This is a genomic window from Asanoa sp. WMMD1127 (genome assembly GCF_029626225.1).
In the GTDB taxonomy this organism is placed as follows: Bacteria; Actinomycetota; Actinomycetes; order Mycobacteriales; family Micromonosporaceae; genus Asanoa.
Genome location: NZ_JARUBP010000001.1, coordinates 3241062 through 3263018, shown reverse-complemented (window position 1 = coordinate 3263018; position 21957 = coordinate 3241062). Strand labels below are relative to the sequence as shown.

Here is a 21957-nt window from a genome sequence, read left to right as displayed (position 1 = left end):
CCATCAAACGCCCGCACATCGTTCTCGGCAGTGTGTTCCTACCCGGCAGAAATCCCGACGACTGGCGAGACGGGAGCCTGCGAAACAGAGTGCGGGAGTCGGATACGGCTTCGGCCTAACGGCGATCGCTGTCCAGAACCTATGCTCGTCTAACAAATCGGACTGTCTCGTTGTCTAAGTCAACTCGGCTGGCCTTAAAGCCTGCTGCCGTGATCGCCTTGCCGAGAGAATTTGTGGAGGACCGCCAATATGGCGGATGTTTCCTCGCTGAGCCTGCAAGGTCGGCGCCGAGAATCTCCTCGATTTCTCCAAAGCTGAGCGGAAGGTCGTCCGCGGACTGTGCCCGCAACCAGGCCGTCAAGGGCAGGTATTTCCCCCAGCTCGTCACACCGACCATCGATGTCGCCTCGCTCGACGCGTTGGACTGCATGTTGGAGAGAACGCTGACCACTTCGTCTGGAATGCGGAATCCAGCGGCCTTCTCATCGTTAGGGTAGACAGCAACGAGCATCGGTGTCACGCGCTCGGCTACTAGGCCTTCGCCTTGGAGCTCTGAAGTAATGCGTGCGACCGGGGTAGTGAACCCCCGCAGTGTTCTTGATTCTTCATAGCCACAGATGTCATAAACCGTGTCGCGATCGATAATGCCACCGAGGTCAGCCGCGGACCAAATGACAGCGGCGTGCGGGAAGCCCTGCATCTCGAGGCGCCGGAGGAGCTCACGGATACCTTCGGTCGTCCACCCGTGGTCTTGCTGGAGGTCTTCGAGTGGGCGGGCTGCGTCTTCCACGGAGATAGGACTGACTTCAACGTCGAGAACCCCAGAGCGCTGCAGCAGACTGCGCGGAGTTAGCAGGAAGAGTCGTCGACCGTTGCTACGGTCGAAGAACTCCTTGACCATCTCGTGACGAGGCCCGATGGCGACGTTTCGATGACGCCACCACCAGTCCTCCTTCTCATCTCCCGTGATGATCACCAGGTCAAGACCCCGTTGGGTGGCCTCGTCGCAGGCCTGTCGGTACACAAGGAAATCGCCGGCGGCCCCCTCTGCGTTAACGTCGCCCTTGTCGGCATCGAGATACCCGGGCGGCACCTGAGCCTCGACCCGTCGGTTCCCCTCGACGATAAGGTCCGCCTCGTCTGAAGGACAGGACAACACCCGGCCGTCCAGCAAGACCTCAAGCCTGCGGAGCACGCGGTCTTCGGCGGCGGGAGAGTCGGCACGTACACGGTTCGGTTCGCCACGGTCGACTGCTTCGCGAAGTCGGTCGAATGCCTCGCCGACGCCGTCCTGCAAGCGGCTCAGTTCTTGGTCGTCGAGCGCCACCTGCTTCGCCCACCTGGCGAGCGCGTCGCTTGCCGATCGCTGATTCCTGTCGAGCGTGTTGCGCAGGTCTTGTGCCGCCCCGGCCGGGTTCCCGATTGCCGCCAGCCGGTTGCGATGGAACTCCCGCATCGCCTGGTGAGGAATGACCAGTCGATGGCCGATCTTGTCAAAGATCGTCAGCAGGTCCTCAGTCGTGCGCTCGTTGTACCGGTAGAGGTTTAGCAGCACGTTGGCGTCCACGGCTATCAAAGCCGACGTCAACGCTCGGTCCACGTCCGGGCTCCCATGGATGAAGTAACCTTCGAAGCCGTCGAAGAGGCCAGGCATCGTTGCAGACTACGCCTGTAGAGGTGCTCACCGCGCTCCTCGCACTCAAGACTTCAGCGACACGCTGCCCTGTACGCCATGCTCGCGTCTCGCTTGGCTCGGTGGGTAACACCAACATCGTCGGCGCAGCGGGCACAGTGGGTGGAGGTTCGCGGACTCGTCCCAGCGCAGTCCAGGACGGTGCCGACGCACTAGTCATGCGGTCGATGCGTGCCGGAGTGATCGGACCACAAAATCAATACCACGACAGCGGTCGTGACCTGGCCCGGCCTGCAGATCATAAGCGCCCAGGCCGTTGACATCCAGGGTATGGCAGCGCTGCCGGGTCCTATGCGCCGTCGCGGACGGGTCAGATGCTGTTGACGTGAACACTCAGTGGACGGTCGCTGAGACCCAGTCGGCTTGGACCATCGACTCATTGCGGATTCGACCATCACACCTAGCGATTACTCACCTCGCGGCTGGGTCGCCAATCGCGAGGGGGCATCGACGTGATAGACCAAGGCGTTGGAGCTCGCCCTGGCACCGACGCCCACATCGGACGGCGCCGTCAACTGACTTAGGGCCTGGCGCAGCCCGGCGGCCGCTATGACAAGGTAATCGACCAAAAGCGTCCTGGTCCATAAACGGAATTGGACGTATGAGGATCAGCCGTCCTCCAGGAACTTCGCGATGTGTGCGGGCACCTGAACCTGTTTCAGCGCTCCGGGCTCGAGCTTTACAAGGCCATCGCCGTGATGACCCCGCGCCGCAGACCTCAGTGCGTCTTGCCCTATGTCGCTTCGAAGCCAATTCGTAAGTTCGCTAATCGCTCCCGGTAGCACGTCGTCCGACCTTCGCTTCAACTGAATTCCATAGAGCGTGTTTGTGGGAGTAGCGCCGACAGAGTTTACGACGACCCGGAACTTCTCCTTGCCCATCGGCCCCACAAGAATGTCGGGCGTGGGGACGGTCTCAAGTGAATACCAAGGATCGCGAATTTTGCAGAGATGCCTCTTATGAAGCGACAACGCAACCCCTTCGTCGATGATCCTTTGAATCCGTGGGTCACTTGCGTCTCCAGTCTGGAGATTCAACATCCAGCACCTAACACCTTTGGAGCTCAGCTCAAGGTGCTCCTTCTCATCAAGGTCGTCGCCAATCAAGTCCCGTAGCCTGCTTATAGCCGGCAGATATGCGTGGCGAGGCAACTCATCTGCCTCCGATCTGGTGCGAAGGAAAAAGGAGTTGGCTCCCGTCGCCACGCCCCTTCTTATATTCGCAAGTACTCCCAGCGGCGTGGCCTCAGAAGCGCGGCGATTGGCAACGTGAGAGGCAAGCAGCTTCCGGGGACTGAAGCTAGGAGGGGTGACACCCACCCGCTCGATGTCGTTCACTACAGATGCCCGGAAACCAGACTCCAAGTCGCCGGCGACCCGCACAACTTTCAACTTCTGTCGACGGCTCCGCTCGGGCCCTACGTACAACACCATGGCCGCGACCTGGGCTCCGGGGAATACGTTCAAGTCATTGGGAAACAGATGCAACTCTGTGGGCCGCGTCCCAACCGACCAAAGTCGCTGTCGAACAGACTTCGCATAATCTGCCTCGAGCCAATTAGCGGGGAGTAGGAGGCAAAGGGCGTCCTTAGGCTTGAGGGCCGCGAGCGAAGCTGCCAGGAAGTACGTCGACAGGCCGGACCGAAGTCCGGGAGCAAGGCTTCCAACTGCCGCCCGCGCCGCGGACTTTTCCGAAGCAGTGAGCTGTTGATGGCGGGTGTAGGGCGGGTTTCCCAATAACAAGCGCGCCCCATCGAGTTCTGGCCAGCGGGTTATGAGCCACTCTAAAAAGTCTTCGTGCCGCAACCGAAGCCGAGATCTATTCAAACCGTCTGACGGGCGACGATCGAGATCCGGACGGGCAGCGAGCAAGCCGAGCGTGACGAGATTTACGTCTACAGCATGAACCTCGCTTTCTCGCCACCACTTAAGGGCCGCGATCGTAAAAGCACCAACGCCCGCTCCTGGATCGGCCACGGCGGCAGGTTCGGGCAGATTCCTAAGGACGTGGTGCATGTAGTCGAGCACCGGAGTCGGCGTAAAGAAGGTGCCAAGCAACCGCCGGCGCGGCCCAGACACGATCCGTTCATAGATCAAGGCGAGTGGGTCTGCGCCGGCTGCAATGTCTTCGCAGATGGCATCGACAAGCTGAGGCGGCGGCTCTTCCGAGGCCTTGAGCCATTGCCGGACAGCCTCGGGAAATTGGCGAATCGACTGACGTCCCGGACGGCGCTTGGCCAAAGCTGCCGCGACGCCTCCCAGCGCGGCTAGCTGCTGACGTTCGAAATGGTTGGCTCCTGGGACCTCTTTATGCGAAATTGGTTCGAGCTTCTGCTTCCTGCACCATGCCGCAATATCCGATACCGACTTGGGCCAGACGCGCACTCTCCTCTCTGAGCGCACGTCGCCGACATCATCGGCGTCGATAATCGTGAGTTGTTCAGGATACTGCGGCGACACAGGCCTTTTCCTTTGCTCGAACTTGCTCTTTCCTGGAGGCGCCATCCGAAAGGCGACTCTTTCTGTCCGCAACAGCGCATTTGGTCATACAGCGCTGCATTGTACGGGTCCGAGCGACATGGATCAAGAATGTTTGTGTCACAGTGGATCAGGCACCCCTGCCGTCAGGGCGCCCCGTGGGAGCGTAACTAACGCCTCTGTCCATATGCCATTTCGGTCTACTGGCAGGTATGGCCCCAGGACTCTGGCGCGGCACCAGGCCAAGGACGCGGCGCCGATTGTTAAGGCACAGCAGACGAGTGCCCAGTGCTCGGTACGCTTGCCGACTTCATACTCGTTTCTGCTGATAAAGAAGCGGGCCGTGGGACCTGGAAGGGCGCTTTGGCCTTTAACCTCGAGTTGTCGAGCTGGCCCAGAGATGGTTGGGGCAAGAACATCAAAACCTAGCGAATCCGATATGAGACTGACCCGCTGAGTCCTCTGCGCGAGGTCGTCACGCCCAAGTCCTGACAACTGTGAACGGCAATACTCGAGGACGACAACTTCTGCCGCCGCACCGACCTCGGCTTTACGATCATCGAAAAGCCCCGCTTCGACCGGCCCCTCTGCGCCTAGTGATGCCGTGGCACGGCGACCTTCAAACTCGGCATAGAGGAGTGGCGCGAGTACGGTAACAGCGTCGTCATCCGCCATTTCCGATATGGCGCAAAGCAAGGGGACCGGCACGATGCGCTCGCCTAGTCGCCGAAGCAGTCCAGCCGACAAAAGTGCCCGTTCGCTTTCTCTCAGTTCCTCGGACCGGTGGACGCCGCCTGTCGTGGCATTTGCGTACGCTCGAGCGACGGCAGTTATGTGGCTTCCATTTGTGTCTATGGTCCTCGCGACATAGAGCGCAGCACGGAGTTGCTGCCTCATGCGGGTTGGACCTCCCATCGCTCCGATACATCCGTTCGAGCGCCACCCAAATGCTCAAGAATCTCCTCCAAGTCTTCCGGATCGTCGACCAAGTCTCCCGAATCGTCGTCGTCCGGGAGAGCCATTTGCACTAGCCCTGGGTCGTCGAGCATCTGCGACAGCCGTCTCGTCTTCTCTGCGACCCTCCTATCGACACGGTCGTCGATCGTTCCATCGGCCAGCAATAGTGTCACGTTCGTTTGAACGTCGGGAGAGAGGCCCAAGCGGTGAATTCGATCAAGGGATTGAAGATACTGGCCGGCATTGAACGTTCGATCCAGGTAGATGGCGTCGTGACACGTCCTGTGAAGGCTCACGCCTTCTGACATCGCTGCGGGATTTGCCAGAAGCACCATACATCTGGGATCGCTGCGGAAGCGTTCGAGCTCACGTTCTCTAGTCCGAACCCCTGGCTGCGCTGTCTCGTCACTCGGAATCGCACCATAAATGACGGAAGGGTAGAGTCCCGCAAGTTGTACCTCCAATGCGAGAAGGTTGTCGGGGAAATTGGACCATACAAGCGTTTTTCTACCCGCCATAGAATTCTCGTAGACGATCGCACAGGCGCGCTGAACCTTGGCCGGAACCTCGTGCGCCGCATACGTTTCAACCAGCCTCGCAAGCCGACTTCCGGCCGGGATAGCGAGCGGGGGATAGCGATAACTCTGGCTTTGACCCGCGCCTCGTGCCAAAAGCTGGGGGCTAGATGCGGCTTGTAATAGGTACATGACGACGTCGCCCATCTGCGCGAACATTGTGCGATCTCGACGGTCGAGATCGAACATACCGGCATATTGGCTTAACATCGCGTCGTAGATTTGACGTTGCAGCGGACTCATCGCTACGCGTATGCGGCCAACGACTACGTCGGGAAGCTCAAGCTCGCGCTTATTGGTCCGGACATAGATCGGGCGAATCGCTTCAGCAACCGAGGCCATGGCGGTCATTGGAGGCTCTTGTTGCATCGCCTGCCGAGGTAGCCGCGCCGACACCCTTCCGCCTGGCCACAGGATGTCCAGGAGCGCCCTCAGGTCCCGCGGATGGTTAGGCGCAGGCGTACCGGTGAGTATGTCTCTGCGTGCCGCCAACGGTGCAAGGTCCAGTAGCGCTCTGCCCCACCCGCCGGCCGCACCACGCTTCGCTCGGTGCGCTTCGTCAACGACAAGGTGCACTCGCTCGCGAGTCATCCACTCCGTAAGACGGTCTGTTGAGTTTGGTAGCCGTTGGTAGTTGACCAAGACGACGTCGGTCGCTGGGAGTGCGCCACCACGCCAGCGGCCGATTGACAAGGGTGGGTCGACGATGCCTTGTGCCTCCTCCTCCCACGCGTCAAAGGCTGAGAGAGGCGCCACCACCAAGAGCCGGTCGACGCGACCTTGTTCTTGGGCATGGAGGTGTAGGGCGATGGCGACAGTGGTCTTGCCCGCTCCAGGAACGGAAAAGTTGGCGCCGTGCGCTAGCCCTTGAAGCTTCTCAAGGTCACGCTGCTGGAACCGGCGAAGCTCGCGGCGTAGCCGCCTCGACTGGACCCGCTGTAGTCCCACGAACGGCGCTGCAGGTAGCTCCGAGTCTGCCCGGCTGGAGTCGAGCGACGTCAGCGCGAGTTGGTCGTCCGCCTTGGTCTGTTCGAGAAGACGCCGGACCGCCTGGTCAGGGTCTAGGCGGATTTGATGTCTACCCAGCAGACCCCGCAGCCCGCCTCGGCGCGCAAGAAGCGTCTCTGGACGTACCTTCATTCGCTGACCAGGCCGCGGCTGCTCTTCCGCGATAAGGAGTCCGAGTTCCGCCCATTGGTCGTCGGTAAGATTGTGCCGTTCAAAATAGATACGGACGGGAGTGCCCGACAAGGTCATGCTTAGGCGTGGTCCCGAGGTGTCTGTCACGCCTCCTCACCTACGAGAATCGTGTTCGACACCTGTCGGTCAAGCTGGGCTCGAATCTGGCTGAGTAGACCGGATAGCTCTTCGGCCGTCTGCGCGGCGCGGGTGAGTAGCGGCCTGAAGCCGGGGTCATTACTCACCTCCTCTAAAGCGTCCGATGCTGACTTCAATGCCAGACGGGCACGATCGAGCTCAGCGACTGGCCGATTGAACCGCCCGCCCGAACGCTTCCTACGTTTTGCGGAATCGAGGGCCAGCTCTACACTTTGCCGCACGACGCCAAGGACTTCTGTGCCGACAATAGTTGAACCGTCGGGCAGTTGAACGTCTTTGTCGCCAGCCTCATTCGCAGCTACAACAAGATTCAGGATTGCGTCAACTTGAGCGGTCGCGACTGTCTCGGGGGCGTCGGGCTCATCTCCGAGGACGTCAAGTCCCAGATCATCACCGCTGCCAACGTCCCTTTGCCCCGGCACGACTTGATTAACGCCATTGCCGCTCGCGGTTTGGATCGCCGCGTCTGGGTCATTGGCTTCACTTTGATTAGAAGGGAGAAGAGATCGCAGTTGTTCGTGGCTCTTGAGCGTTTCTACCACGCCGTCGCGCTCCACCCAGTCGTCCTGGGCTCCCCGGAGCTTGTGGACAGACCCAACTTGCGAGAAGTAGGCAATCAGCCAGCGCTTAATGTGCATGTCGCCGGCCGGGTAGCCGTCGCTGTTGTCTAGGGCTTTCGTGTCACGTAGTAGCTCGGCCCAGTTTTGGCGGCGATCCTCTGTGTCGTCGAATGAAGTCAACGGAAGGACATTCTCGACCAAACTTCGTGCGCGATGCATGAGCGCAAGGATCTCTCGACTTTCCCGAACATCCTTGCCCTTCTTTCGGAGCTTGCGAGCGATCTGCTCGTCGGTGAACCCCTCGCCGTAGAGGCGTTGAATCATCATTAATTCGCTGACAAGGCGGTATTTGTCCTTGAGCTCAATCTGCTGTTGAAGCACCATTTCGAGTTCAAGTAGTTCAGCGTCTGTGACGCCGCTCGGCAATACAGCTACGCGCAGTGTCCCCGTGGGCCCGCGGCCCTCACTCTGGAGCTCTCTCAACAGAACGCAGCGCGTGTTTGCGTTGATCAGCTTTCCTTCGCGTGTGATCACACCGGGCTGCGTTTGCCCGCCTTCTGCGAGCAGGTTTGCCTTTAGCTCTTCGGCCTTACGATGAGAGGTTCGAACAAGTTCTGCGACGATCTGCTGCGCCTCTTGCGAACTAGGATCGGCGAGGACGAGATCGCGGTCGGGGTGTTCCGCCAGCTGTGGCGCGATGCGAAAGCTGTCAGCGTTGAGGAGGGGAAGGCCAAGAGGCACCTCGATTACTGGAAGCACTTTCGTGTTTCGGAGGGGGATCCTTACGGTCTCAGGATCGCTTTCGTGGTTGTGATCGGACAACGCTCGTAGGAGGTACTGTTTACGGTTACTCTCCGTCACCGCTTCTCCAAGTTGGGGATGGACGCTCTCGTGTTGTGCTGCCCTCACAGCTGTATGGGTCCATTCTGCACGCTGCTCCTGACACTTCACGCCCTCGAATGGGCGGCCTGAGGCGAAAGGACGATGGATGTGCAGGCCCCGGGGCCTCGGCACACCACGCAGTCAAACTGGCGTCACTAGCCGACCCGCCCCTAGCAACGGACCCTCTGGCTCCGACCGAAGCAGGTGCCGCTGACGGGGACCGACCTGGTGGTGGCGGTGGTCAAGCCGCCTGCAGTAGAGCGCAGCCAGAAGACCGTGGAGGCACGTCTGGCCCGCCCGCGCGGCCGTGCTCAACATGCTTGCGACCATCTCCTTTGGAAGGTGAGGCCGCCGGCGGGAGATCATCTATGGCTGGTAGAACCAACTTTCGCATGTCGAGACAAGTTTTGGTGATCCTCGAGGAAGTCGCCGGATGCTTAGACACGGGTACTCGCTGTACGCGTTCCGCGTGCACTCGCACGGGGGCAGCCCTGCCCCACTGGGCAAGTTCGACGGCGAGCAGGACGCGCTTCCGCTGCTCTACGGCATCCTTCGTGGCCTCTCGACCCACCCGGTGACCGACAAGCAGCGGCATCTGAGACTGAAGCAGGTCACGCCGGCTGGGCGCTCGGTGCGCTTCTCGATCTATGTCGGAGCCAGCGGGCAGACGTCGGAGTTCTATCATCAGGACGACGAGGAGACCGTCCTCTTCGTCCGCGACGACCATCACATTGAACACACGACACTGAGGTGCCTCGTGCTCGCCCCTACGCAGTCGACGACCGGACTGCTTGTTCTCGAGGTACAGGGCAGGGCGGGCGCCAAATCTCTGCTGGCGCCAGCGTTGTCGCGACGCTTCAAGGAGTTCAGCGGAAACTACATCCTGGACGTTGCTGCGGTGGTCGACGAAGCCGGTCTCGCCAGGTTGCTAGAGGAGGCGAATGCCCATCAAATCACGCTTAGGCGACATGGTCTCCCGGCAGACATCGCGGACGCCGTCGACTTGTCCGATGAAGACGCCGAGACCGGGCGCCTCGAACTCAAGATCACGCCGGGCAAGGTCAAGCAGTTTCAGCGAAGGCTGATCGCCAAGTTGCGCGGCGACGATAGCTCCGCGCGGATGCGGTTGTTGCACCTCTCTGGGATCGAGTTTGACGAGCTGAACGTAGCGATGACCGTAGGTCAGAGGAGCACCACCCTCAGTATCACCTCGGATCGTGTGCCTTCCTTCGTGTACGACCTGCCTGGTCACTTGCGACCTGACGACGAGACCTTCTACAAGGAGGTCCACGCGAATGTCGAGGAGGTGTCCCGAGCCGTTGGCATGACTGTCGTACCCGGGTAGGACACTGGAGATTGGTCGGACGAGACGCTCGCACTCCAGCTCACGCCCGAGGAGCCAACTGATGCGAGGCACGAACAACAGCAAGTTCTCTGCCGTTGTGCTCGTCCGCGACCACTTCGACACACTGCGGAACTTCGATACCAAGCAACCTCGCCCGACCGACTACCTGGTTTATTTGGGCTCACCGGTGCTCATTGCGGCCGTTACGTGGTGGTTTGAGGGGCGTGCTCGAAACATCCCAGATGTCCTCGCTGCGGTCGCAATCTTCACCGGCCTGATCTTCAACGTGTTCGTCCTTCTCTTCGATCTGACGGCTAGGGCAACGGATCGTCTCCCGATGCACGCTCGGGAGATTGTCGATCAGCTGGCTGACGAGCTCCGTGCGAAGGTCAGCTATGCAGTGTTTGTCGGTATTCTGTTCACGACTTACCTCGGTGGACTAGTCATGTTTGCAGACACTGACAAACCGCTGGACCGGACGCTTACCGCGCTGATCATCATGGTGGGCATCCACATGCTGCTTACAATTTTCATGGTCTTGAAGCGTGTCAGGGCAATGTTCAGAGCCCTGCGTATTGACTACACCGAACGCGTCCCGTAGCTAGAAGGTCGTCGTGTATCACTGACGCGGCATCCCAGCGGTCCTGGGCAACCCCGTAATACAGAAGCTCGCGGCCCCTGCAGGTGGTCACCAAGCTGGTCGCGCCGCGCTGAGACCGACGGCATGTTCCACATTGTGGACCGGTTCGCTGTGGAGATTCCTACCCCGCGATGGTTCGGACCGGCCGGGGCCTGGCGAGCGGCCCTAGTAGGGGAAGGGCACGACGCGCCGCTTCCCATTCGAACGGCGGCCATCACGCGATCCATCGCAGAACTCGGTCGGCATGTCAGTTTGCCAGTCGTGGGAATTAAGAGCGCTCCAGTTCTCGTGGATCGCGTGTTGCTCCGATGGCGCTCGGGCGTTCGCAACTCGCGTAATCCCGAAGACGACCCTCATCGCTGATCTGGGCGGTGGTTCGACGTCGTTGCCGGTCCCCCTATCCCCTTGAGCATCACAGCCTGGTTGCTCCGTGGTGGCTCGGATGTCGACAGGTTGAGGCGGACAGCGTGGCACGCTGGCAGACGGCTTTCACAGGTGTGGCTTAGTTCGCCCACAAGCATCCCGAGGAAGGGCAGCGCGACCAGCGCGGACACGTTCGGATGCTCAGCTACGTTCCCTGGTCATGCCCGGACTCATCTTCGGGAAGAGTCGGAAAGCGGCGGTCAGGGGACTTTCAATCCACAGGGCTTGCGTTCGAGCAAGTCGGGTGGCCGCCTTGCCTTCCACTAGGTACGGCGCCTCGGCGGGCGCGATTCGCGCGGCCTTGTGCTGGGCATATCCGATGCAAACGCAAAGTGATCAGTTCGGTTCTCTGAGTGCGCGGCTTGCGACTCCTTGTCAACGGCAACCTCGGCCGCCATCGCGTCCGTCCCTTGAGCATGAGGCGCAAGTGAACCGCATGACGACCTCGGACGAGGCGGCGTTCCGCGACTACGTGGGTGCGCGGATGGCAGCCTGGCGACGGACCGCCTACCTGATGTGTCGCGACTGGCACCTGGCCGACGACCTAGTGGGGACGGTGTTGGGCAAGCTGTACCGTCGTTGGCGCCGCCGTTCGGAGATCAACGACGTCGACGCCTACGTGAACGGGATGCTGGCCCGGGCGGTGATCGACGAGACGCGTCGGCCCTGGCGCCGCGAGCGTCTGGTTGACGAGTTCCCGGCGGACGGCACAGTCGATGCCGCCGACGCGAACAGTGTCGACCGGCTCACGCTGGACTCCTACCTCGCCCGGCTTGGGCCGCGCCGGCGGGCCGTGCTCGTCCTTCGGTTCTATTGCGACCTGTCCGTCGAGGAGACCGCCGACGTGCTCGGCGTATCGCTCGGCACGGTCAAGAGCCAGACCGCGCGCGGGCTCGAGACCCTGCGCGCGCTGTCGTCGACACACCACGAGATGAGGCGGATCCCATGAGCTACCGGACTCTATTCGACGCCACCATTCCGCCCGAGCCGCCGCCGCAGGACACGGTGGACGCCTTGATCGGGCGGGCGCGGCGAAAGCTCGCGCTCCAGCGGATCGGGGCGACCGCCGGTGGGATCGCCGTCGTCGCCGCCGCGTCGGCGGGCGGCTTCGCGGTCGCTTCCAAGCCACCGCCTTCGTCGGGGCCGGTGGCGATCGCGACGCCGACGCCGACGACCGAAGCGGCGCGCAGCCCGCGGCCCCCGGTTCCCTCGACGTTGCGGGGGGTCGACTCCAAGGAGAGCGCCGCGCAGGCCATCGCGCGCCTGCAGGCCGCTGTTCCGCGAGCGATCCGCGACGCCGTGCCGGGTGTGCGGATCGACGGCATGCCCACGGTCATTCGCCGGAACGTGCCGTCCACCCCGACCGGGACCGGCGGCACCTATCCGGCGAGGTTCTTCTACGACATGCCGAAGCCGCTGACCGTCGAGGTAGCGGGCAAGCAGGGCAGCATCGGCGTCTCCACGGAGCGCCTGATCGAGGACTCCTTCTGCGAGCCGAACGGCGAGGACCGCGGCACGCAATGGCTGCCGCCCTCGCCCGTCGCCGCGCCCGAGCGGTCGTGCGTGGAGACAGCAGGACCCGGGGGTGTACGCGTCGTGACGACCACGCTCGTCGGGCCGGCACCGGGACGCGTCGTCATCGACATGCGGGTCGACAAGCCGGATGGATCCATGGTGAGCATCAACGTGGACAGTCCGGCTGGCGCGGTGTTGACCGTCGAGCAGGTGTTGGCGATCGCCCTCGATCGACGCATCTCGTTCTATCGGTGAGCTGAGCTACTACGGTATTCTCATGAATGAGAATACCGCCCGGACGTTGCTCCATCCCGTACGGCTGCGGATCGTCAGCGAGTTCACCGGTGGGCAGCGGACGGTTCGGGAGCTGGCCGAGGCGTTGCCCGACGTCCCGCAGGCGACGCTCTACCGACACGTCGCCGCGCTGCTGGAGGGCGGCGTCCTCCAGCAGGTGGGTGAGCGCGCCGCCCGTGGCCCGAGCGAGCGCATCTACCGGGTCGCACAGGGCGCCGACCGCATACCCGCCGAAGAGGTCGACTCCCTGTCAGCCGCCGAGCACCGCCGGGTGTTCTCCGTCTTCGCCGCCTCGCTGGTCGACTCCTTCGCGGCGTACGTCGACTCCGGCAAGGCGGTGCCCAGCGCCGACGGGCTCTCGTACAACCGCGCCGTGGTCAATCTTTCGACCAAGGAGATGGACGCCTTCGGGAAGCGGTTCGGCGCGCTGGTCGCCGAGGTGCTTGCGATCCCGCCGGCGCGGCACCGCCGCCGATACCACCTGGCGTCCTGCGTCATCCCGGCGGTGAGCTAGATGTCGTTGCACGTCTACGCGACCGGCGACAAACGCGACCCCGCCATCGTGTTCCTGCACGGGCTCGGTGTGAGCAGTTGGATGTGGACACAACAGGTGGAGCAGCTCTCCGGCCGCTTCTTCTGCGTCACCGTTGACCTGCCCGGCAACGGCGCGAGCCACGGCGTGCCCTGGCGGTCGTTCGGCGACACCGCCGCGGCGGTCGCGGACGTTGTCGCCGGCACGCCAAGCGGTCGGGCCCACGTCGTCGGGCTCTCCCTCGGCGGCTACGTCGCACTCACGCTCACCGCCCGCCACCCCGAGCTCGTCGGGAACGTCGTCGTCAGCGGGGTGACGGCCACGCCGATGACGCCGGCCTGGAGCTACCGGCTGGCGACCCGGGCCGGGGCGGTCATCATGCGCCGACCAACCCTGTGCCGGGCGTACGGCGTCGCCCTGCGGATGCCGTCGGACGCGCGTGCGGCCATGGCGGCCGACGCGCGCGTGCTGTCCGCGGCGACCACCAGGCGGATCTACGACGAAATCGTCCCGTTTCGCGCGCCGTCCCGCTTGGAGCGCGTCCTCGCCGTGGCGGCCAGCCACGACGCCGCCCTGATCCGGCGCGGCCTGAACGCGTTCGCGGCGGCGGGGGCAACCGTCGCCGTCGCCCCGAACGCCCATCACGCCTGGAATGCCGAGCATCCCGACCTGTTCAGCGACATGGTGGCCGCGTGGGTCACCGACCGCACCGTCGCACCAGGCCTTGCGGACGGCAGCGCATAGCGGGATCCCCGACAATCCATGATCCAGGTACGCTACGGCGACTTCGATCATGATCTTTGGAGGATCCCTCGTGCGTACGGCGAAACTGGCGGTCGTTCCGGCCATCCTCCTGCTCGGTCTGGCGGGCTGCGGCGAGAGCTCGGGCGACACCGCCGCCAGCGCGCCCACCGCGGCCGCCACCACCACCGCACCGGCGGATCCCGCCCAGCGGCTCAAGGCGTCGACAACCGAGATCGAGGCCGGGAATTACCGCTTCACGTTCAAGAGTGACCTGGTGACGGGCACCGGCTACGTGCACAAGCCGAGCCAGGGCAGCACCCTGGACCTGGCCTACAAGGGGCCCGACGGGAACGTCTCCGCGCAGCTGCGGAAAGCCGCCGACGCGACGCTGGCCCGGATCGTCGTCGACGACAAGCCGGTTGCGGGCGACGGCAAGTGGCTGAAGCTCGATCCGGCCAAGACCGCCGAGAGCGAACTGCTGGCGTACATCGGCGACGCCGACACCCCCGGCGCCGCGGAGATTCTGGCCACCGCGACCGATGTGGTGGAGACCCGGGGCGACCTGACCGGGATGGTCGACCTGGCCAAGCCGCAGGGGGTTCCGGCGCTCGACGAGAACACGCTCGCCGCGATCGCGAACTCGGTCCACCGGGTCCCGTTCGTCGCCACCGTGGACGACCAGGGCCGCTTGACGAAGCTGGTGCTCGACCTCGTCGCACCCAGCGCGGGTCGGCTCTACCCGATCGAGCTGAACTACAGCGACTACGGTCAGGTGACGCCGGAGGCGGCCCCGGCAGCCGGCGAGATCGTTCCCGCCCCGGCCAGCTTCTACGACCAGATCTGACTCAGACCTCAGGAAAATGCGGTGCGGCCCGCAGGCAACCCAGCCCGCGGCCGCACCGCGTTAGCTACCGCACCCCGGCGACAACGAGGTTGTGGCCCGTGTCGGCCACCACGGCCGCGTCGCGGAAGCCGGCGTCGGCCAGCAGCTGGACCCGGTGGGTGGGACCGCCGGCCGTGCCCAGGCCGTAAGCGCCCGGCTGCGACAGCGAGTTCGGCGTGCAGAGCAGCGTCGAGGCCGCGTAGTTCAGGCGCACGATCGGATTCCCGATGCCGTCCGCGAGGTTGTCGACCGACCACGGCTCGACCGCGACCACCACACCGCCCGGTGCCAGCACGTCGTAGGCCCGGCGCAGGACCGCCGGCGGGTCGCCCATGTCGTGCAGGGCGTCGAAGAAGACCACCACGTCGTACGGGCCGTCAGTCACGGCGTCGCCCGCGGCGACGTGGAACGCCACGTTCGACGGGCTGCCCGCCTCGACGGCGCGCGCCCGAGCGGTGACCACCGACGCCTCGTGGCTGTCGAAGCCGTCGAACGTCGACGCCGGCCACAGCGACGCCATCAGCAGCGTCGCCACGCCATGGCCGCAGCCGAAGTCCGCGACCCGCGCGCCGGCCTCGAGGCGGGAGACCAGGCCCGGCACCGACGGGAACCAGACCTGGGCGAGCTGATGCACGTACGCCGTCCGGAAGAAGCGTTCGATGCCTGTGTGCACAGTGGACGGATAGTCGCGGTAGGCGACGCCGCCGTCCGAGCGCAGCGCGGCCTCCAGCCGGGACAGCATCTCGAACTCACCCGCGATGATGTCGGCCGCGCCGATGATGTAGGCGGGCGAGTCCTCCACCGCGAGCACCATCGCGTGTTCCACCGGCAGCTCGTACGCCCCGGTCGCCGCGTCGTAGGTCACGTAGCCCGAGACGACCTGGACGGCGAGCCATTCGCGTACGAGCCGCGGATTCAGGCCCGTGGTCGCCGCGAGTTTGTCGGCGGTCGTCCAGCCGAGGCCGGCCATGGCCTTGTAGAGGCCCGCCCGGTCGCCGAGCACGGTCGCGGCCGTGGTGGTCGCGCCGGCGAAGTCGGTGAGCACCCGGCCGACGAAATCTTCAACTGCGATCTGGGAGTCAGTCATGACCGCAACGGTGCCGGGCCGGCCTTGCTGGCGGCTCACTCCACGCTTGCCAGCGCCTTGATCGCCTGGTCAACCGCTCCCGGCCGGTCGATGCGGGCCGCCGCCGCCCGGGCCGCCGCCACCCCGTCGACGCCGAGCCCGGCCGCGATGACCGACCACAGCTCGTCGTGCCGCCGCTGCTCGGGCGGATGGACAGCCGGCGCCAACGGATCCCGCTCCCCCGCCGCCAACAACACAGCCGCCACCTCCGCCGAACCCGACGACACCAGCAACTCCGCCGACAAGCGCAACATCGTCCACAACTGCGGCCACATCCCGCTGGACCGCAGGCTCGACAGCGACCGACGACAGCTCGACGCGGCCTCCGCACTCCGCCCGAGCCGGATCAGCACAGCGGTCCGACCGATCAGGGCGACCTCCCGCATGTACCGGTGCCCCTGACCGTCCGACAGCTCGTAAGACCGTGTGAACTCCGCCAACGCGCGGGCGGGATCGCTCGCCGCCGCCAGCTCGCCCCGGGTGTAGGCCACGATTCCGTCCCGATCCTCGATCTGACCGACCAGATCGGCCTCCGAAGCCAACAACGACTCCGCCGCGGAAAGCTGACCGGTGAAGATGTGGGTGAGCACCGAACAGCACAGCGCCCCGGCAGCAGCACCGCGCGGAGTGGCCGGATCCGCGACCAGCGCCCGAGCGTCAGCGTGCACCGCGTCCGGCGCGCCCGCGAACATGTGCGTGACGACCAGGAAATACCGGGCCACCCAACGCTGCGGGTCATCGTCCGGCACCAGCTCGAACGCCTCGGTAAGAACTCGCTCGGCCGTGCGAACATCACCCTGCAGCCAGTACGCCGCCCCCGCGGCCAGCAGACAGCGACCCCGGACAGCCGGCTCGACATCGTCCGGCACTCCCGCCAACCGCGCCAGCTGCGCGATCAGCCCGAGCTCCGGATGGTCGATCAACCCGAACGCCACGGTCGCACCCAGCCGACCCGCGGCCGCCCAGCATCCACTGTCGACAGTCCAACCCAGAACGTCACGCAAGTTGACGAGCTCAGCCTGAAGGACCCCGGCCGCCGACGGCGCGCGTGAGTGCTGCAGGGCATGGAACCGATCGGCGTACGCGGTCATCCACGCCACCCGCATCTCCTGCGCGGCCCGGACGCCGCCCACATCGAGGTGGCTGTTGCCGACCCGCCGCATCGTCTCCAGGAGCCGGTAGCGGTCGCCGTCGCGGACCACGAGGGACGCCTCGACCAGCTCGGCCAACGCGGCCGGGCCGGAAGCGAAATAGCCGACCGCCTCCAGCGGTAAGCCCTGGCACACCGACAGCCGGTCGAACAGCAACTGGGCGTCCGGATCGAGCAGCCGGTACGACCATTCGACCGTCGCGGTCACGGCGCTGGCCCGATCGGCGTCCCGGACGGGCTCCAACACCTCCAGCCCCAAAGTCAGCCGCTCCAGCAACTGGGTGACGCCGAACACCGCCTCCCGGCTCGCCGCCAGCTCCACCGCCAGCGGCAGGCCGTCGAGCGTGGCGCAGATCTGCGCCGCCACCGCCCGCACCGATGCCGTCGCCGCGAAGTCGTCCCGCAGCAACGCCGCCCGGTCACAGAACAGCTCCACCTGGTCCGCACCAGGCAGCGGACCGAGCCGGAGCACCTTCTCCCCCGCCAACGACAGCCGCTGCCGCGACGTGGCCAGCACCCGCAGCTCGGGACAGCGGGCCAGCAGCTCGGCCGCGACGTCGCGGGCCGCCGGTCGCACATGCTCGCAGTTGTCCAGCACCAGCAGGGTCGGCGAGGAACCGATGAGGTCGGCCACCGCCTCGACCGGACGCTGGACAGCGCCGGTCGACCCCTGCAGCCCGACAGCGGTGGCCACGGCAACCGCGACGTCGTCGGGCCGGGACACCTGGTGCAGCTCGACCACCGTGACCGGGCCGGGCCCGCCGAGCCGGTCGACCAGCTCCAGGCTGAGCCGCGTTTTGCCCACCCCGCCCGGCCCGACCAGCGTCACGGCCCGATGGGCAGCCAGCGCCGCTTCGGTCGCGGCCAGCTCGTCGCCCCGGCCCACGAACCGGTCGCCCGGGGCGAAGGTTCGACGCCGGGAGGCCGGCGGGCGCAGCGTCGGATCCTCCCGCAGCAACCGGCCGGCCAACTCGCTGAGCAAAGGCCCGGGGTCCAGCCCGTGCTCGTCGGCCAGCCGGCGACGGTAGGCCGCAACGGCGGACAGCGCATCTGCCCCCCGCCCGACCTGGTACAACGCCGTCGCCAACAACACCTGGACGTCCTCGCGCAGCGGATCGGCCGCCGCCGCCCGCTCCAGGTCCGGCAGCGCCTCGGCCGCACCACCAGCGGCCAGCCGGGCGGTGAACCACTCCGACTCCAGCTGGCGCCGCCACGCCGCCAGCCGGGCCAGGTCCGGCGCGAACGCGGCCGGATCAGGCAGATCCGAGAGCGGCTCACCCCGCCACAGCGCGAGCGCCGCTCCGAGCCGCCCGGCCGGATCCGGCTCGTCCGGCCGCCGGGCCGCAGCCAGCAGCTCTGAGACCCGGTCAATGTCCAACGAGACGTCTCCGGCCAACCGGTAGCCGCCCGGCTCCCGCACGATCCGGTCAGAGCCCAGCACCTGCCGCAGGCGCGACACGTACGTGTGCAGGTTCCCGGTCGCGTTCCGCGGCGGCTCGTCGGGCCACAACGCCTCGAACAGGGCGGCGGGTGACGCTAGCCGCCCGGCCGACAGCGCGAGCCGGGCCAGCACGACCCGCTGCGGGACGCTCGCCAGCGGCACCTCGGCCCCGTCGCGGCGAAGGGTCACCGGGCCGAGGAGGCTGATCTCCAGGCGCGCCGTCACTCGTTCATTGTGAACGGACCGCGAGGTGACAGCGCCGGGCAAGGGGGTGGCGCTTAGCTGTACGCATGGACGTTGACGACCTGGGCACGATCGTGTCGATCTGGGCGCATCCGGACGACGAGAGCTATCTCGCCGGGGGTGTGATGGCGGCCGCGGTCGCCGCCGGCAGCCGCGTGGTGTGTGTTTCCGCGACCGCGGGCGAGCGGGGCACGGATGACCCCGTGCGGTGGCCGCCGGAGCGGCTCGGTCAGGTGCGGCGCTGGGAGGCCGCCGCCGCGATGGCGGTGCTGGGCGTACGAGAGCATCACTGGCTCGGCTACCCGGATGGTGAGCTGGCCGGTCTCGACCCGGCCGCGCCGGTCGAGACCCTGACGGCGCTGCTGGCTGACGTCCGGCCCGACACGATCCTGACGTTCGGCCCGGACGGCATGACGTTCCACCCGGACCACCAGGCCGTCTCGCGCTGGGTCGGCGCCGCCTGGACCGCCGCGGGCCGGCCGGGGCGGATCCTGCACGCCGTCATGTCAAGCGAGCACCTCAAGGAGTGGGGCCCGACGTACGAGGACTGGCAGGTCTTCATGTCCGACGAGCGGCCGACCGGCGTACCCGTCGAGGATTTGGCTCTGCACCTCATGTTGGACGGGCCCGCGCTGGACCAGAAGATCGCGGCGCTGGCCGCCATGCACACCCAGACCGCCTCCGCCATCACGATGCTGGGCGACGCCTACTGCTCGCTCAACGCGCAGGAGTGCTTTGTGGAGGGATGATCGCATCGTTCGTTACGAGCCGGCCCTCGTGGGGTATTCCTGGGTCGTGACCGACGACGCCAAGAGGACCACCGCGAACATCGCCCGGCTGACGCTGGCCGCGCTCGGCATCGGCCTACTGGTCAGTCTCGCCGCCGGCCTCGTCCTGGGCTTCGTCATCGACGACCTGGGACGCGGGATCGGCTGGGCCGTCGCCGTCGGGATGAGCGTCACCGCTGTGGTGACCGTGGCGCTGAACTTGCTTCGCTACTGGCGATGACAGCGAGGCGCACTCGCGCCTCGAGATATCACCAGCCCGTGGTGCCGGGGCCGCCCTTGAACGGGCCGGTGATGTCCGGGGTGATCCAGCCGCCGTAGAAGTCACCCTCCTGCGGCCGGACCAGTTCGCCGGCCACCCGGCACTCGTCGACCCGGCCTGGATAGAAAGCGACCGCTCCGGCGATCTCCGCGTACCCGGGCGAGGGGTGCTCGTAGGACCAGCCCGCCTGCCGCACGCGGGTCTCCCCCACGACGACGTCCCAGTAACTGGCTTCGCCCTTGAACTCGCAGAAGGACCGGCCCGGACCGGGTTCGAGCACGCCAGCGGCGATGGCGTCGCGGGGCACGTAGTAGACCGGCGGGTGTGAGGTCTCGAGAACGCGCCAACAGCGGTCGGTGTCAGCGATCGTCAGCCCCGCGTGCATGACCGTCACCCGGGACGCGGTGCGTTCCAAGCGGGGCGGACGCGGGTAGTCCCAAACCGACTCCATGGGTCCAGCTTGCCACCGCAGCGACACAGCGCCAGCCGGTCGAGGGCGCGCCGTTGCGACGACGGAGCCCGCCGGCTCGGCGGGCTCCGTCGTTTCGCGCAACGGTCAGGCGATGAAGCGCATCCGGCGGCGCCGGAACAGCACGAAGCCGGCGACGCCCCCACCGACCAGCAGGGCGCCCAGGCTGGCGATCAGCGTGGCCTGCGGGCCGGTGACCGGCAGGCCACCGTCGCCGCCGCCGGTGCCGCCGCCGGCGTCGGTGCCGTTGACGACGATCGCGGCGGTGTCGTTGGCGGCGTTCGGGTCGCCGTCGACCTTGACGGTGATGGCGCCAGTCGCGTCGGGGACCACCTTGTCGATCTTGAGAGTGAAGAAGTACTGCCAGGTGTCGCCCGGGTTCAGCTCGTACGCCAGGCAGCCGTACTCCTTGGCGCCCGGAGTGCCGAGCTTCTCCCAGTCGAGCCACTCGTCGCCCGCGCCGTACGGTGCGCAGTCGCCGGAGGCCTCCACCGCGGTCGTACCCTCGGGGATCGTGATCCGGATGACCGGGTCGATGTGCTCGTTGGCGAGCAGCTCGAGCGCGGCCGGGCCGAGGTTCTTGACCGAGGGCTGCACGGCGACGGTCGCGCCGGCCGCACCGGCGGCGGTGGCGCCGACCGCGGCCAGGTCGGCCCGGTTGTCGCCGCCGACCTTGATGTCGATGGACGAGAAGTTGTTGTAGCCGTCGACGTCGACCTGCGGGACGCGCTGGCTGTTGGCCACCTTCTCCAGCCGCAGCGGGTCGCCGGTGCCCGGCTTGGGGTCGACGTCGTCGGTGATCCAGGCGTCCTCGATGAGGGCCCACTCGGCCTCGGTCAGCCACACGGCGAAGGAGTGGAACACCGCCCCCGTGCGGGCCGCCTTGTCGACGCGGAACGGCAGGTCCTCGGAGAGCCGGTAGTTGGTGCCCGGCGCGAGCGGCTCGTCGAACGTGCAGACGGCGAAGTACTCCGCGTAGCTCGTGCAGTTCTCGAAGTTGCCGTCGTACAGCGTGCGGTACTCGGGCTGCAGCAGCAGGACGGTGCCCTCCACCGTGGACTGCCCGATGTTGGCGAGCGGCTGGTTGGCGTGCGCGACACCGCCCGGCAGGCCCGGCACGGTCACGGTCTCGGCCACGGCGAGGTCGCTGGGCTCGGCGACGGTGACGACCGTCTTCCCGAACGCCTTGGCGCCCCCGGCCTCGACGGTGAAGGTGATGCTGCCTTCGTCGCCGGGCTTGGCGTCGCCCTTGCCGTGGACCTGATAGTCGAGGATCTCGCCGTAGCTGTCCTCGCCGGCCGGCAGCTCGCAGTGGATCAGCGCGCCGGTGGTGGTGTCGCACCGCCAGCCCGAGTTCTCGACCGAGACATAGGCGCCGTCGAGCGCGGACGAGTCGACCGTGACGGTCACCGTGCCGGTCAGCCCCTCGTCGCTGCCGACGAACATGTAGGCGGGGGACGAGCTGTCCGGGGCCACGAGGGTCCCCATCGCCTCGACGCGAAGGTTGGGCGCGGCATGAGCGGCCGGCGCGGTCGCGGCCACGAACGCGCCGGCGACCGCGAGCCCGGCGAAGAGCCGGCGAGCAGTGACCATCGGCATGGTGATCCTTATGAGGAGGTTAAG

Annotated in this window: 17 protein-coding genes; 9 read left to right on the top strand and 8 right to left on the bottom strand. The window is 65.8% G+C overall.

Annotated features, from left to right (window positions below; genetic code table 11):
- Positions 1-139 precede the first annotated feature (139 nt).
- The 4 genes from O7635_RS15585 to O7635_RS15570 all read right to left on the bottom strand — a co-directional run bounded on the left by O7635_RS15585 (position 140) and on the right by O7635_RS15570 (position 8461).
- On the bottom strand, positions 140-1654 hold the full coding sequence (locus O7635_RS15585; protein ID WP_278081146.1) for a PIN-like domain-containing protein: 1515 nt from the start codon (positions 1652-1654) through the stop codon (positions 140-142).
- A gap of 647 nt (positions 1655-2301) precedes the next feature.
- Positions 2302-4197, bottom strand: a complete 1896-nt coding sequence (locus tag O7635_RS15580) for an Eco57I restriction-modification methylase domain-containing protein (protein WP_278081145.1) — start codon at positions 4195-4197, stop codon at positions 2302-2304.
- Between the two features lie 866 nt (positions 4198-5063).
- Positions 5064-6842 carry a DEAD/DEAH box helicase gene (locus O7635_RS15575; protein WP_278085487.1) on the bottom strand — a complete coding sequence of 593 codons (1779 nt, stop codon included), beginning with the start codon at positions 6840-6842 and terminating at the stop codon, positions 5064-5066.
- 143 nt (positions 6843-6985) lie between these two features.
- Entirely contained in the window at positions 6986-8461 is a 1476-nt protein-coding gene (locus O7635_RS15570; RefSeq protein WP_278081144.1) for a hypothetical protein, read from the bottom strand.
- A 454-nt stretch (positions 8462-8915) separates the two neighbouring features.
- On the opposite strand from O7635_RS15570, the gene O7635_RS15565 reads away from it, so the two are divergent.
- The 7 genes from O7635_RS15565 to O7635_RS15535 all read left to right on the top strand — a co-directional run bounded on the left by O7635_RS15565 (position 8916) and on the right by O7635_RS15535 (position 14819).
- On the top strand, positions 8916-9827 hold the full coding sequence (locus tag O7635_RS15565; RefSeq protein ID WP_278081143.1) for a hypothetical protein: 912 nt from the start codon (positions 8916-8918) through the stop codon (positions 9825-9827).
- Positions 9828-9888: 61 nt separating this feature from the next.
- Entirely contained in the window at positions 9889-10428 is a 540-nt protein-coding gene (locus O7635_RS15560; protein ID WP_278081142.1) for a hypothetical protein, read from the top strand.
- Positions 10429-11326: 898 nt separating this feature from the next.
- Complete coding sequence (locus tag O7635_RS15555; RefSeq protein WP_278081141.1) at positions 11327-11839, top strand: SigE family RNA polymerase sigma factor; 513 nt, start codon at positions 11327-11329, stop codon at positions 11837-11839.
- The gene (locus tag O7635_RS15550; RefSeq protein WP_278081140.1) at positions 11836-12660 is read left to right on the top strand and encodes a hypothetical protein; all 825 of its coding nucleotides are present in this window, start codon (positions 11836-11838) and stop codon (positions 12658-12660) included. The genes O7635_RS15555 and O7635_RS15550 overlap by 4 nt, the downstream gene beginning before the upstream one ends.
- A gap of 22 nt (positions 12661-12682) precedes the next feature.
- Positions 12683-13213, top strand: a complete 531-nt coding sequence (locus O7635_RS15545) for a helix-turn-helix domain-containing protein (RefSeq protein ID WP_278081139.1) — start codon at positions 12683-12685, stop codon at positions 13211-13213.
- Positions 13214-13975: an alpha/beta hydrolase family protein gene (locus O7635_RS15540; RefSeq protein WP_278081138.1), complete on the top strand. Its 762-nt coding sequence runs from the start codon at positions 13214-13216 to the stop codon at positions 13973-13975.
- A gap of 70 nt (positions 13976-14045) precedes the next feature.
- Positions 14046-14819 (top strand): hypothetical protein, encoded by a 774-nt coding sequence (locus O7635_RS15535; protein ID WP_278081137.1) that lies wholly within the window; start codon positions 14046-14048, stop codon positions 14817-14819.
- 64 nt (positions 14820-14883) lie between these two features.
- Here O7635_RS15535 and O7635_RS15530 read toward each other — a convergent pair whose 3' ends face one another.
- Both O7635_RS15530 and O7635_RS15525 read right to left on the bottom strand, forming a co-directional pair.
- The gene (locus O7635_RS15530; protein WP_278081136.1) at positions 14884-15945 is read right to left on the bottom strand and encodes a class I SAM-dependent methyltransferase; all 1062 of its coding nucleotides are present in this window, start codon (positions 15943-15945) and stop codon (positions 14884-14886) included.
- 35 nt (positions 15946-15980) lie between these two features.
- Complete coding sequence (locus O7635_RS15525; RefSeq protein ID WP_278081135.1) at positions 15981-18800, bottom strand: BTAD domain-containing putative transcriptional regulator; 2820 nt, start codon at positions 18798-18800, stop codon at positions 15981-15983.
- Positions 18801-18865: 65 nt separating this feature from the next.
- Here O7635_RS15525 and O7635_RS15520 point away from each other — a divergent pair, with 65 nt between their 5' ends.
- Together O7635_RS15520 and O7635_RS15515 are read left to right on the top strand one after the other, a co-directional pair.
- Positions 18866-19567 carry a PIG-L family deacetylase gene (locus tag O7635_RS15520; RefSeq protein WP_278081134.1) on the top strand — a complete coding sequence of 234 codons (702 nt, stop codon included), beginning with the start codon at positions 18866-18868 and terminating at the stop codon, positions 19565-19567.
- 46 nt (positions 19568-19613) lie between these two features.
- Positions 19614-19826: a hypothetical protein gene (locus O7635_RS15515; protein ID WP_278081133.1), complete on the top strand. Its 213-nt coding sequence runs from the start codon at positions 19614-19616 to the stop codon at positions 19824-19826.
- A 28-nt stretch (positions 19827-19854) separates the two neighbouring features.
- On the opposite strand, the gene O7635_RS15510 is transcribed toward O7635_RS15515, so the two are convergent.
- Both O7635_RS15510 and O7635_RS15505 read right to left on the bottom strand, forming a co-directional pair.
- The gene (locus O7635_RS15510; RefSeq protein WP_278081132.1) at positions 19855-20316 is read right to left on the bottom strand and encodes a DUF427 domain-containing protein; all 462 of its coding nucleotides are present in this window, start codon (positions 20314-20316) and stop codon (positions 19855-19857) included.
- Positions 20317-20421: 105 nt separating this feature from the next.
- Positions 20422-21927, bottom strand: a complete 1506-nt coding sequence (locus O7635_RS15505; RefSeq protein ID WP_278081131.1) for an LPXTG cell wall anchor domain-containing protein — start codon at positions 21925-21927, stop codon at positions 20422-20424.
- Between the last annotated feature and the right edge of the window lie 30 nt (positions 21928-21957).